General features: G+C 62.1%; 2 protein-coding genes. Both read left to right on the top strand.

All coding sequences use genetic code 11. The features are described from left to right. A partial coding sequence (locus JIN84_RS20480) for an FG-GAP-like repeat-containing protein (protein WP_200352935.1) occupies positions 1-11,364 on the top strand: 11,364 nt, incomplete at its 5' end. Further along, positions 11,361-15,317: a hypothetical protein gene (locus JIN84_RS20475; RefSeq protein ID WP_200352934.1), complete on the top strand. Its 3,957-nt coding sequence runs from the start codon at positions 11,361-11,363 to the stop codon at positions 15,315-15,317. The genes JIN84_RS20480 and JIN84_RS20475, both read left to right, overlap by 4 nt. Positions 15,318-15,335 lie beyond the last annotated feature (18 nt).

Raw genomic sequence — 15,335 nt, 5'->3', positions numbered from 1 at the left:
GGGGATTTCAACGCGGACGGTTATCCGGACCTGGTGGTCTCCAACAACGGGACGGACGGGACGACGGGCTATTCGGTCTCGGTGCTTCTCAACGACAAGGCGGGTTCGTTCACCGAGAGCAGGCTCGGGTTGTCGCTGGCTCCGAAGATCCGGCCGTGGGGGATCACGTCGGGGGATTTCAACAAGGATGGCAAGGCGGACCTCGCGGTGGGCGACATGGACAACGGCGACCGGCTGGCGGTGTTCCTCGGGGTGGGGGACGGGACGTTCGGCGCGCCGTCGTTCCTCGACATGCCGGACGGTCCGAACGTGTCGGACCTGAAGGTGGCGGATTTCAACCGTGACGGCAATCCGGACCTGGTGGCGGTGGCCAACGACAACCCGGCCTACAGCTACTGGATCTTCCCGGGCAACGGCGACGGGACGTTCGGGACGCGGGTGGATTTCCTGTTGAACTACGGCTACTACAACGAGTTCGTGAAGGTGGCGGATGTCAACGGGGATTCGTGGCCGGACCTGCTGCTGGGCGGCTACGACCACCTGACGGTGGCGTCGAACCGCGCGGACGGGACGTTCGGTTTCAGCTACGTGCGGCGCAACTGGTACAACACCTACGGGGTGGCGGCGGCGGACCTGGACGGGGACGGACGGGCCGAGCTCGTCGTGGCGGACAATGACGAGCATGTGCTGCGGGTGCTCGACGGCAACGCGCGGGCGCCGCTGGCGGCGGACGACACGGCGACGGGGATCCGCCACGGCTTCGGGCGGGGATTTTTGTCGGACGACCCGGACCGCGATTATTGGAGTTTTACGGCGTCGCGGGGCCAGGTGCTGACGGTGGCGGTGGACCACTCGACGGCGACGGAGGCGGCCGGGCTGGGCTGGGAGGTGCTGGACGAGACCGGCGCGGGTCTCACCAGTTTCGCCAACACCAATGCGGGCTGGCGCGGCGAGAGTCCGCCGGTGGTGATCCCGCGCGACGGGACCTACTACGTGCGGGTGAGCCCCTACTACGGTTATCGTGGCGAGTATCGTTTCCGGGCGAGCCTGGCCCCGGTGGGGACGCAGGTGGAGAGCGAGGGCAACGACCAGCTTTCGCAGGCGGACGGGGTTTCGTTCACGCTGTCGGGCAACTCGCTCGGCGCGACGGTGGGCGGCTACCTGGCGGGATACGACACGTCGGGCGACTGGTATGGCCTGGGCAATCTGGCGTCCGGGACGCAGGTGGGGGTGACGGTGCGTCTGCCGTCGACGTCCGGGCTGGTTCCGACGCTGGCGCTGTTCAAGGCGGACGGGACGCAAATGGCGCCGGACGAGGTGACTGCGACGCGGCTGGTGTACACGCTGAAGGCGGGTGACGAGTCGACGTATTACGTGCGTGTGGGCGGGAGTTCGGGTCTGGGGCTGATGGCGGAGTATTTCGCGGACATCGCGATCTCGGACACGGTGCCGCCGACGATCACCGCCTGCACGTTGCCGAATCCTTCCGGGGAGGCGTTGGTGACTTCGTTCAGCCTTTCATTCAACAAGGACATGCTGGCGACGACGGTGACCAACGCGTCGAACTACACGTTGGTCTGGGCCGGTCCGGATGGGTCGTTTTCGACAGCGGATGATTCGGTGATTCCGGTGATTCCGGCGAACTACACGTCAGGACTGTCGAACAATTACACGATCTCAAACGGGCCGTTGCGGCCGGGCAACTATGTCTTCACCGCGACCTCGGGATTGCGCGACAAAACAGGAAACAACCTGCCGCTGCCGTTCCAGCGGGCGTTCACCATCACCGGACCGTCCGGCTTTGCCACCGAGACGGAACCCAACAATTCCGGTACGTCCGCCGGTCTGCTGGTTTTCGATACCAGCATCCCCGGTTATCTCACCGCCAATGCCCGCGGTGTGCTGTCCAGTTCGGAAGACATCGAATATTGGACATTCCCCGCCGAAGCCGGAGACGTGATGGCCTTCGAGGTGGCGATGCCGTTCGAGCCTGATAGCTACATGCTCAACTGGTATCTCACCGACCCGGACGGGCAGGTGGTTTTCGAGCGGAATCTGGCCAGCAACAGCCTCGAGTCCAACAACCCGATCACGCTCGCCAAGACGGGTGACTACCGTCTGAGAATCGACGATTACCACGGGATCCGCACCGAGCACCGGTTCAGGGTTTCGCTCATGCGGGGGATGCAATCCGAGAGCGAGCAGAACGACTCGCTCGGCACGGCCGACCCGGTGACATTCGCCCAGGTCGGAGGAATTTCCACCGCTTCGATCGCGGGATTCATCAGCACCAATGCGGAGCTCGATTATTTCGATCTCGGACAAATTTCCTCCGGCAACACCGTGTTCCTGACGGCGCGGCATCCGGCCGGATCCACCCTCGGCCCGATTGTCGCGATTTATTCGCAGGCGGGAACGCTCATGGCGGAAACCAATGGCGTGGCGGGAGATGGTTCGGCGGAAATCCAGATCCCGACCACGGGTCGTTACTACGCGCTGATCCGGGGTAGCCTCGGCACGACGGGACTCAACGGCGACTATATTCTCGATGCCCGTGTCCTGCCGACATCCGCGATCAATTTCCCGAACCTCCGCGTCACCCGTCTCGACGATATCACGACGCCGGGTCTCAAGACTGGTGACAGCATCAACCTCAGCTATACCGTTAGCAACGTTGGAAATCTGGCGACCAGCGCGAGCATTTGGGTGGATCGAGTGGTGATGTCGCAAAATGCGGTCTATGGAGATGCCGACGACATCCAACTGGCCCTCCTCACCCACAATGGAAGCCTCGCCGCCGGTGCGGGTTACAGCGTGAACCAATCGCTCGCACTGAAGGACGGTCTGCCGGGATCCTTCTATCTTCTGGTTAAAACAGACTCCGCCAACAACGTGGACGAGATTCTCCAGGAAGGGGACAACATCACGGCGACCTCGAATCCGTTCAATGTGATCCTGAAGGACTATCCCGACCTTTCGCCCGAAGAGCTTGCGATTTCGGAACCCGACGGCGACGGCAACCGGACGATTTCCTGGAACATCACGAACAAAGGAACCGGAACGGCGGCTGCCGGGCACACGACACGGCTGCAGGTGCTCAACACGACGAATTCGCAACTGGTCCAGGATGTCACCATTCCCGTAGGTTCGCCTTTGGCGGCAACTGCCGCCATCACCCAATCGCGCCAGATCAACACATCCGCGCCGGGCTACTATCTGGTCACGGTATCGGCCGATTCCGGCGACCTGTTATATGAGTTCGGGACGGGTGGTCATGCCAGCGCGGAACAAAACGCGGTGCAGGACAATTTCCGGATCTACCGGCTGTATAACGTCGCCGTTTCCGCTTCTCCGGCGGGTGGGGGCGGCGTGACCGGCGGAGGTGCGCTCCGCGAGGGCTTGCCCGCCACTGTCACCGCGACGGCCAATACCTCGGTCCTTCCCTATGTCTTCCTCAACTGGACGGAAGACGGCGCTTTCGCGAGCGGGCAGGCGACCTATACCTTTGTTCCGACGCGTGATCGCAATCTGGTGGCCGTCTTCGGACTGCCACAGTTCCAGGTAGCCGTCACAGTGGCTGTGCCGGGGACAGGGAGTGTCTCGGGAACTGGAAATTTCCCCATCAACACGCCGGTTTCGCTGACTCCGAATCCCGCGGCCGGATACCTCTTCGATCACTGGGAAGAAGGGGGCTCCAGCATAGGCAACACTTCACCGCTCTCCTTCACCGCCACCGCGAACCGGAACATCATCGCGTTCTTCAGGGAGTCGGTGCCGAGCCACGTCGTGACCACCGCGACACAGCCGGCCGATCTGGCGGTGATCCCGGGATCCGGGACCTATACCAACGGCCAGTCGCTGACGATCACCGCACCCGCCAAGGTTGAAAAGAACGGGTCTGAATTCCTGTTCCAACGAATCGAGCTGAACGGCCAGTTTCTCGGAACGTCGCCGTCGTTCACCAAGACGGTCACGACGCTGGATGCCGCCGCGCTCCAATATACAGCGATCTATCAGGAACGTTCTCTCAAACCGAAGGTTGTGGGTGTGGCATCGAGTGCCGGGACATTGATTCCCATTTCGTCCGGCGTGACCTTCACCGCCACATTCGATCGTGACATGTCCACCTCGGTGGTGCCGGTGTTCTCGCTCCTGAGTGGAAACGCCGCGGCGGTTCCAGCGGTGCCGGCCGGAGGTGTCTGGACCGATGCCCGCCATTTCCGCAGTTCCGGCGTCGGCTTCGGTGCCACCAACGGAGGTGCTTATACCCTCCGCATCACAGGTGCGACCGATGGGGACGGCAGGGTGATGGATCCGGATGAATCCTACGGCTTCACCGTTGACGCCCTGGTCCCTGCAAACCCGGTTCCTGCCATCACCGCGACCGGCCCCACGTCCGCAACGATCGGGTGGGGATCGTATGGCGCACCCGCCGATTTGAGCGGCTTCCGTTATTACATCGAGGAAACGAATTTCACCTCGGTGGCCGGATTGTCCGCGAAGGGAGGCGGAAATGCTTCCGCCCGCTCGAATGTCTTCGCGGGTCTGGTTCCCGATCGCGAGTATTTCGCTGCGGTCACCGCGGTCGACGTGGCTGGCAATTCAAGCCTTGCGGTGACTCCGGTCCGCATTGTCCTGCAGAGCGAGGTGCCACCTCCGGTCACTCCGGTGCTGACCACCACCGGACTTGACTCGGTGCGCCTGGACTGGAGCACCTACGATACCTCGACGCTCGTAGGCTTGTCGCGTTTCAAGGTCTTCGTCCAGAACACGCCGTTCACCACCGTTTCCGGTTTGACTCCGGTAGGGGATGTCGGGGCCTCCACGAAGACGTTTGACGTGGGTTCCCTCAACCGGACGCAGACCTACTACCTCGCGGTGGTGGCTTACAACGGCCTCGGGCAATTCAATCCGGCGGTGGCCCCGCTGTCATGGACCGATCCACTTGCGGGAACCCTGCGGGCGAACCTGAGCATCGGCGGTCCGACGGCCGTCATTCCGATCCACGCCGATCTGATTCTCCAGGATGGCGCGGTTCTGACCATCGCACCGGGGACCACCCTGCGGTTCGCCTCCGGGACCGGAATCGAGGTTCTCAATGGAAAGATCGTTGCCAATGGCACGGACCTGCTGCCCATCCATTTCACTTCGGATGCGGAAGGTGCGTCACCGGCCCGCGGAGCATGGGATGGTATTACCCTGTCGTCTTCCACAGGTGTCTCGGAATTGAGCCGTGTGTGGGTGCGTTACGGCGGTGGTCTCCGGATCACGAAGGGAAGTCCGCTGGTTTCCAATATTTACGCGGTGCAGAACAGCGGTGCTGGCATTTCCGTATCCAACGACGCGCGGATCGATGCCGCGTCGTGCTATCTGGCATTCAATGAAAACGGACTGACCGCATCAGGCAGCTCGAATGTGAAAGTCCGCCAATCGGTCATCCTCACGAACACCACCAGCAACGCCACCCAATCGGGAACCGCGGTTCTCGACGCCGCGTCCAACTGGTGGGGCAGTTCGTCCGCCAGCACGATCAGCGCGTCCTTGGCCGGCACGGTTTCCGCAGTGACTCCCCTGACCGGTGAGCCTGTGATCGGCAGCGCGCTGGCTTCCGCGTCCGGAACCACCGATACCGGATCGCGCGATGTCGAACTGCGTTTGATGGCCGTGAACGCGGTGAAATACAGGTTGAGCGAGAACGCGGCTTTCCCGGGCGTCGCTTTCACCGATTTGTTCGCTTCGGACGAATCCTACCGCATCCGTCCTTACGGTTTCGTTCTGCCATACAGGTTGTCCGCAGGTGCCGGATTGAAGCCGGTCTATCTCCAGACGAACAGCGGGACCTCGACCGCTGGCGGAACCCTGTCGGTCAACTTCAATTACATCACCGGCGGACCTTCGATCGCGGCTTTCAGCCTTTCAGAGGGTCAGGTCGTTTCCCGTCTCCTCGCGGTGACAGGTGCCGCGACAGCGCCTCTCGGCGTGAAATGGATCGACTTGCTGGTGGATGGCGTGGCCGTGGCCCGCAGTTCGTCGTCTTCCTTCAACACTTTGTGGGATCCGCGCACGCTTTCCAGCGGAATCCATCGGGTGGAACTCCGGGCGAGGGACCTGGCCGGAAATGAATCGGGCAGGGCGTTGAATGTGGTTGCCAATCCCGGGCCGCCACCGGCTCCGGTGATCGTCCTGCCGGTCAATGCCAGCGTGACGAACGTGGGCAGCGCGACCGTCACCGGTAGCGCCGAACCCGGAATCTCCCTGCGGATCACGCGAAACGGGGCGACGGTTTCCGGGGCGGTCAGCGCGGCTCCGGACGGTTCGTTCAGCGTGTCCGGAGTATCGTTGGTCGAGGGTAACAACAAGATCGTCGTCGACGCGTTCGACAGCTTGGGCTCCGCCTCGTCGGCACCGGTGACCGTGGTCTTCGATTCCGGACCACCGGCGGCTCCTGTCCTGCTTGAGCCGGCATATTTGGCCGGAAGCGGACTGCGTCTTGAATGGCAATACGCGGTGACAGGGGAGAGACCCTCGAAATTCAAGGCTTTCTGGAAAAACGCGCCGTTCAACCAAACCAGCGAGGCATCCGGCCAGAGCGACTTGATCGAAGGACAAACCTCGAGCGTCCTCAGCAGCCTGCCCGACGGCATGTGGTATTTCTCGATCGTCGGCTACGACGACGCGGGAAATGCGAGCCCGCTTTCCAACCAGCGGGCGATCACCCTGGATTTCTCCAAACCTGTCCTGACGGTCGCGTATGACGGAGCCCTTCCCGCAGGTCCTGGAAATCTGGTCATCACCGTGACATCGAGCGAGGCCCTGGTGGCCACACCGGTGTTCTCGATCCGTCCGGCAGGCTCGGGAGAGGTGGTGGCTGTCACGCTCATCCGCCAGTCACCCACTCAGTTCACCGCGAACTTCGCGGTCACCGATCTGTCGGCGAAGTCGGGAACCGCGACGGTAATCGCCTCGGCGACCGACCTTGCGGGTAACAACTTCACCGGCAGTCCGGCGGGACCCGCACTGAGCTTCGATGTCACGAAACCAACCGCCCTCGTTTCCTACGACAGGGCGGCTCCAATCCAGACGCAGACCGGGGTCACCCTCCAACTCGGCCTTCAATTGTCGGAACCGCCCGCCGTCGGATCGACCCCGACGCTGCGGTTCGAGCCGCCCGTCGGCGCGGATGTTCCGATTATTCTGACCGGATCAGGATTGTCGTGGACCGGTTCGCTTCCGATGACTCCCGCGATGGGACGTGGCACGGGATTTTTCCGCCTGAGTGTCACCGATCGTTCCGGCAATGTGGGTACCGTCGTGGCGCCGGGCACCCTGGAGATCTACAACACCGCCCTGCCGGATCCTCCGGCCCGGCCCACCGGGTTGAGCGGCCGGACTCTCGCCGGCGGCCGGATTCTCATCAACTGGGATGATGTTCCCCGTGCCGAATCATACAAAATTTACCGGGAACCCGGTAACAACGCCACGGTGCCCGCGCTGCTCGTCGCGGACAATCTCGCCACCAGCGATTTCACGGACACGCCACCCGCCGACGGCATTTACACCTATGCGATCGTAGCCACACTGCGAGGTGCGGACAGTCCTGCTTCGGGTGTGCTCAATGCCTTGTCGGACCGTACTCCGCCACCCGCTCCGCAGAATTTCGCCGCGACGCTCGGCGGAACCGGAGTGTCCGTTTCCTGGTCGGCCCCCTCGTCCGGAGAAACACCTTACAGCTACCACGTCTATCGCGGCGACACTTCGATCTTCACCAGCCCGACTCCTGTCACGATCAATGACAATCCGCCGCGTGGCAGCCATGAATACCGCGTCGCGAGTGTGGATTCGCATGGCAATGAGAATTTCGCCACTCCGGTCACCATCGAGTTGTTGGTCAGTCCCGTCAAAAACATGCAGGTATTGGTCAGGGATGACTCGGCCACCTCCATTTCCTGGCAGTCCGATGACGCGACGGTCACCGGCTACAATGTCTATCGGAACGGAACCAAACAAAACGGTGCTCCGCTCACGAACACCTTCTTCGTGGACCAACTGCCGCTCGGCACCACGAGCGTCACCTACGAAGTCACCGCCCGCAATGCCGCCGGAAATGAGAGTCCGCGCCGCAGCCTGACCGCGATCGCCGCTGGCATCAACCTGCTGCTCAATCCCGACGCGAACGGAGTGGAGCGGGACAGCGCCCAGTTCTACTTCGATTCCCTGCGCCCGGTCGTGACGAACGTGGCCGCGTCCGGCACACTCCGCATCGAACGCTTCGACATCATCCGCACGGCCGGTGCCGCCGATTCGCTGGAGACCGGAACAACGGCTTCCCTCTCGCTGAACCCGGGTGAGACCGGAAACATGGACTGGATCGTGCCCGCACCCCGCGTGCAGGGCGTTCCGCAGACCATCCAGTTGCTCGCGCGCGGCCCCGCCGATCCGAGTGGCGGACGGGTCAGCTATGAAAAATCCTTCACCAAGCGGGCTGCGGTGCGGTCTCCGAACATCGCGACCCTGCAGCCGGTGTCACCTCCGCTTGCGGGTGGCCTCACCGATTTCGTCGCCACCATCTTCAATCCATCCTCGGTGCCGATCGAGATCATCATCGGCCGGAGTTTCGGAAACGAACCGGGAGATGTCTCGGTGCGGGTGCTCGATCCTTCGGGAGTCGAGGTTTACCGCAAGCCGTTCAAGGGCACCGGCGTCAGTCCTGTGACGGTGGATGGCGCGGGCGCCGCCTACATCACCATTCCGCCCTCGGGCTCCCGCTCGTTCACCATTCCTCAGATCTTCGTCCCGGAATCGCTCGGACGGGCCGGACTCAGCGCCACGTTCATACTCGATATCGCCGCCATCCGCTACCGCCTCGGAACGGGTGATCTCACCGGTGCGGGAAGCATCGGCGGCCAGACGGTTTCCTCGCTGGTCGAGACACCCTACTATGGCACCGCCGCCACCGCCAAGACCTCCTACGCGAACAACGAGCAGGTCCGCATCACCGGTCAGGCGATCGACCGGACAACCCTGCTGCCGCTTGCGAACAAGCCTCTGCGTCTCGGCTTCGGAGCCCGCGGCTTCGTCACCTGGCAGGATGTCACCACCGACGGTTCCGGAAACTACCAGTTCGACTATACCCCGGTCATCGGTTTCGCGGGCCGCCTGAACATCTGGGCCGCACATCCGGATGTGGTGGACCAGCTCAACCAGGTCACCATCGACTACCGCAGGCTCTACGTCACGCCCGGTCGCGGAGACATCGTGATGTCGAAAAACGACACGCTCGACATCACCCTGAGTGCCGTGAATCCGGGGGATCTCCCCGCCTCGCAGGTGGACGTCAGCGCAAGGGTCTTTGTGATGGACGGAAGCAACGAAGTTGAAATTTCTTCCATCAGGGCCGCGTTGCTGGGTTCGCCGTTCGACATCCTGCCGAACGAACAGCGCAGCGCCGCGGTCCGCCTGACGGCTGACCTCGACGCTCCGGATAACGCGCTGATTGATCTCACATTGCTTTCCGCCGATGGTGCCTCGGCCACGTTCCGTGGAAGCCTGAGCCTGCGTCCGGCGGTGCCGGCCTTGTCGTTCTCCAGTCCCAAGGTGGGGTATGTGGAAGGTTCGGTGAACCGTGGCAGCATCCGCAGCTATCAGGTCACGCTTCAGAACCTGGGGCTCCGTCCGGTTGAAAATCCGGAAATGTTCCTTCCTGCCAATTTGGATTGGGTGGACGTGAACCTTCCCCGCACCTCGGACGGGCGCATCCTGCTGCAGGACATTCCGGTCGGCGGCAGCGTGACCTTCGGTGTTTCCTTCGCCCCGTCCGACAACGTGCCGCTGGGACTTTACAACGGATTCTTCGAAGTCAGGGCTTCCAACCTCCAGACTCCTTTCCGGGTGAATGTCTTCCCGCAGGTCACCAGCTCGCTGGTCGGCGATGTGAAATTCGCGGTGGACAACATCTTCGTGGATCCGGTTCCGAATGCGAAAGTCCGCTTGCGCAATCCCAACCTGCGCGAGGAACTCGGACCATTCCTGACAGATGCGAACGGCGAGGTCACCGTGCCGAACCTGCAGGAAGGCACCTGGTCGTGGCAGGTCACCGCGGCGGGTCACTCGACCCAGACGGGGACCATCGACGTCGTTCCCGGACAAGTCAACCTCGTCCAGACACGGCTCTCCAAATCGCTGGTCACCGTCGAGTTCTCGGTCGTCCCGAAACCCTTCACCGACCGTTACGAAATCATCATCGAGCAGACGTTCGAAACCCGGGTGCCCTTCCCGGTGCTGGTGTTTGATCCTCCTTCTTTCAAGTTCACGGATATCCCGGATCAGTTTGAAACCACATTGCTGGTCAAGGTCCGGAACGAAGGGTTGATCAGCATGTTCGACGTGCAGTTGCAGGGAGAAACCTCGTCGTATGCATCGCTCCAGCCGCTGGTGAACTACATGCCGGAGCTCCGGGCGCAGGAGGAGGTGCTGGTACCGTTCCGCCTGTTGTGGAACCGCAATGGCCTCGGCTCCGAGGGCACGGGTGCCGTGACATCCTCGGATCTGGGGGGCTCGATCTCGGGTTGTGCGGATGCCAGCTTCAAGCCCAACATCCTTGACGATGATTTCATGGCAGGCATCAACGCCATCGGCAAGGCCATCGCCCAGTGCACCGACGGCATGACCGCCGCGCTGGTCTGCTCGCTCATCGTCACGATCGACACCGTGGACTTCATCATGGGCTTCGTCGGGCTGGAAGCCATCGCCGAAACCCTCGGGAAGTTCCTCGGGTGCGTGTTTGCGAACTATTTCAAGGACTTCGGCATCCCGTCAGGCGGCGGAGGGCCTGGTAACGGAAACGGGGGCGGCTTCGAAGGCCGGGGTTGTTTCCCGGCGGGGACGCCCGTGACATTGTCGGACGGCACGCGGGTGCCCATCGAGCAGGTCAAAAAAGGCCAGAAGGTCCGGAGTTCGGTGTGGCAAGGTCACTACGGAGAGGCCGAGGACCTGATCATCCGCGAGTCGGAAACACTCCGCAGGCTCACGTTCCGCGAAGTCCGCGCCGGCCGCGAGCCGTTGGGTGACGGGGACCTTGACCTCCAGATCACCGGCGAGCATCTGGTGTGGGCGGATACAAACGGCTGGACCGCGGCATCCGAACTCAAACCCGGCGACTGGGTGCACCACGAAAGCGGTGCGCTGCTGGAGGTCGCGGCCAATGAGCCGATCCCCGGACGCCACAAGGTCTACACCCTCGAGGTGAATGCCGCCAACGCCTTCTTCGCTTCCGGCGTGATGGTCCAGGATCTCTGCGGCCTTCAGAAAACCGGAGACCAGTCCGCCTTCCCCAAGACAGAAATCTCCACCGCACCCCTTCGATGAAACACGAACCCATGCATCGCCTGCTTTGCGTCCTGATCGCGGCGTTCTCGTTGCTTGCAGCTCCGTACGGACGTGCCCAGCAACAGTTCCAGGGACTCTGCTCAAGGGTGAAAATCGCCATCGCCCAGGAACTCACCGTGGAGCGCATCGGTTTCGAAGCCACCCTCGAGGTGACCAACAACGATGGTGCGGACCCGATCACGGATTTCTCCGCGAAGCTGACGTTCCGCGATCCAGTGACCGGAAACGATGCTTCCAACCTGTTCTTCGTGCAGCCACCGACGTTTGAAAACATCAACCGTATCGACGGGACCGGTGTTGTCGAACCCACCAAGAAGGCGGTGGTCCGCTGGTTCCTGATCCCCAAGATCGCCACGGGAGGCACCAATCCGCAGGGATTGGAATATGCCATCGGTTGCAGCCTCGCCGCGAAAATGCGTGGCGAGCCGCTTCCTGCTGAGACCTTGCTGGTGGTGGAGGACACCATCACGGTGAAGCCCGAGCCGCAGCTGGAGATCACTTATTTCCAACCTCGCGACGTAACCGCGGATGATCCTTTCACACCGGAAGTGGAAAGCGCCCGGCCGTTCACCCTTGGTGTCATGGTGCACAACGCGGGACACGGCGTCGCGAAAAAGCTGAAGATCAATTCCCAGCAGCCGAAGATCACGGAGAATAAGAACGGACTGTTGCTGGTCGCCCGTTTGCTCGGCGCGCGGGTCCAGGATTCTCCGCTCAACGAGTCATCGCTGTTGGTTGATCTGGGAGACATCAATCCCGGCGAAACCCGCAAGGGAGCCTGGGACATGATCACGACGTTGTCGGGAGAGTTCGTCGACTTCAAGGCTTCCTTCACCCATGCCGATGAACTCGGCGGACGTGATACTTCCGTGATCAAGTCGCTGAACGCCCACTTCATCGCCGCCGAGGTCATCAACGACGAACCCGGACGCGACCGCCTCCTCGATTTCCTGGCGGATACCGACCGCGACGAAAACATGATTCCCGACGCCCTTTATGAAACCGACGGCTCGATCCTGCCGGTGAACCATTTGCAGGATGCGACCATCTCCGGTGCGACAGGTGCCGCGAACGCCGTTGTCACGCTGAACGCTGACCGGGAGGGCTGGGGTTACATGCGTCTGGACGATCCGGCCCAAGCCCTCTTCGGCATCCAGAGCGTGGTCCGGTCGGATGGCAAGGTGCTCAACCCGCGCAACGTGTGGACGAACATCCGCTACCGCCGCACGGACAACCAGAAGCTGACCTATCTGAACATCTTCGACCGTGTCCAGAACGGCCAGACCTACACCTACAGCATCACCTATCAGCAAGGGGTCGTGGACAACACCGCTCCGGTGACACGGCTTCGTTTCAATGGTGAGGTTACCGAAAGCGCGGGGAAATTCTACACGGTTGGCACCACCCAGCTCTATTTCACCTCCGAGGACCAGAGTCCGGTGTCCATCGTCTATCGGATCAACGGCGCGGCCTACCGGCCCGGTCTGCCATTCACCCTGGGTGCTCCGGGGATTTATGTGATCGACTATCATGCGACGGACTCGGCCGGAAATGCCGAAACCGCGAAGACCGCGACGGTGGTGGTGCCGGGTGCCGACGCTCCGCCGCAGTTGGTGTTGGAACGTCCCAGCATGTTCCCGACCAACCTGCTTTCGACCCGTGCGGGGACCATTCCGATCACTGCTGCCATTCCTCCCTCCGCCCTGACCATCAATGGCGACCTCAAGATCTATCAGGGCGTTATGGCCTGGCCTTCCATCGCGGGAGTTCCTCCGACGCCCACATCCCGTGCGACCGCCAGTCTCACTGTCAGCGGGCAGTTCACTGATTTCTACAAATACTCCGTCAACGGCGGACCTTGGAGCGAGGAACGCCCTGTCTCACAGACCATCGGGTTGTCGGGGCTTTCGGGTGGTGTGACGGTCTCGGTGCTCGCCCGGCCGACCCTCGGTTCGTTTCCGGAAGAAAGTTCCGCCTTGCAGGTGGCATGGACTGTTTCCGGCACCGCACCCGCGCTGGATGTCGCCGGAGTTCCCGCCACCCCGTCGAACAACGCGGCGAATGTCACCCTGAATCCTTCGGATGCGACGGCATCGCTCTACCGCTGGACGATTGGAAACAACAGCTACTATCGTCCTGAGGCGGCGCTTTCCGTCCCGTTGGTTCTGGAGCGTTTGGCAGAGGGGGATCAAACCGTGAAATTCATCGGCAGAAGGGGAGGCGCGTGGCAGCCGGAGGCGTCCGCCACGCAGGTTTCTTGGAAATTCGACAAAACCTACGGCTATCAGTTCGGAAGCCTTCCCCTCGTCCGCACACGCACCTTCCCGAATGTGGCCGGCACGACCTTGAATTATGCCTGGGATGGTCGCGACGACTCCGGGGTTCCGCAGATTCCCGGACCTTACACCGCCTTGCTCACCCTGACCGACCCTCTCGGCAACAAGACCTACGCCGCCGCGATCCTGGTCATCGAAGGGCTGACCGCCCGCCAGCTCACGCTTGCCGACACGGACAAGGGTGCTGCCAAAACAAGGGCGGCGGGTGACTGGGCTGTCTGGCAGGAGAACAATGCAGGGGTTTCCTCCATCCATGCCCGCAATCTCGCGACCGGTACCGCCAGCGTGTCGGTTTCACCGGATCCGGACTACAATCAGGAAAACCCGGCGACCGATGGTCAATACGTGGTCTGGCAGGCGCGCCGCTCCGACAACACCACCGACATCGTCTGGAAAAATCTCGCCACCTCCGCGAGCGGCGTGGTCACCGATTCCGCTTCGAAGCTGGAAGTGAATCCTTCGGTATCGTGGCCGTGGGTGGTTTATCAGACACGCCTCGCGGACAATCCATCCGCGCCGTGGCAGGTGGAGGCGAGCAATCAGGAAACGGGTGCCCGCTTCATCGTGAACCCCGGGCAAGGGGATCAGTTCCGTCCGCGCGTGCACGCCGGACGCGTGGTTTGGGAAGATCATCGCGATGTCGGACCGGGTGAGGTTTACTTCCACGATCTCGAGGCGACGACCGGACGCCGCATCACCAACAATACCTACGGCCAGAACAATCCCGTCATTTTCGGCGATCTCATCGCATGGCAGGACAACCGCAACGGCCAGGTCGACATCTACCTGTATGACCTCCTGAAAGGCGTTGAAGAGCGGGTGACGGACACGGCTTACAACGAGATCAATCCGGAAATCACCGGCTGGTGGCTGCTCTATCAAGAAGACTCGCTCGGTGTCCTCACGGAAAATCTCAGACTGATGGACCTCCAGACGAAGAGCGATGTCTCCCTGACCCGTGCGAGATCGTATTTCGGTTCCGCCTCGCTGGGCAATGGATTCGCGGTTTGGACGGAGGAACCCGGCACATCCAGCCAGCGCGCGGTGGCCTCGCTGTTGCCCGGACTGCAGCCGGTATCGGTGAATGCGAATGCGGTGGCCGTGACACCGGCGCTGGCGTCCCGGTTCGGTTCGGCGTTCCAGTTGCTCGCGGACTGGGGGACGCAGGGAGGGATTTCCTCGGTGACCACTTATGAGTCCTTCAGCCCGCTGGTTTCGAAAAAGGCGACCTTCGACGGCACGTCGGCGTCGGGCGAGGATTTCCCGATCACCGAAGGGACTTTCCTCTGGGTGGAGTTCGACCGCTCCAATATGGCGGACCTCGGGGCCGGTGGTGAAAACACACTGGACCTTTACCCCGGGCTCAATGTTTTCAGTCACACCGGATTCCCCGTGGACGAGACCGCCCACGGTGTCGTCGCCGGCATCGGAGCCGCGAACTTGAAGGGGCTCCGCTACTATGACGCCTTTGCCGGCCGCTGGCGGGCGGTCGAGGTGGCGGGTGACGGCAGCCTTGTCGGCAGTGATTTCTCGATCCCGCGTGTTGCGACGCTATTGTTGGAAATGAAAAATCCTGTCTCTGGATGGAAACCATGACCACCTTTCTTACATTAC

Source organism: Luteolibacter yonseiensis, assembly GCF_016595465.1.
Taxonomy (GTDB): Bacteria; Verrucomicrobiota; Verrucomicrobiia; order Verrucomicrobiales; family Akkermansiaceae; genus Luteolibacter; species Luteolibacter yonseiensis.
The sequence above is the reverse complement of the archived record's forward strand: the minus strand, read 5'-3'. Positions and strand labels throughout refer to the sequence as shown.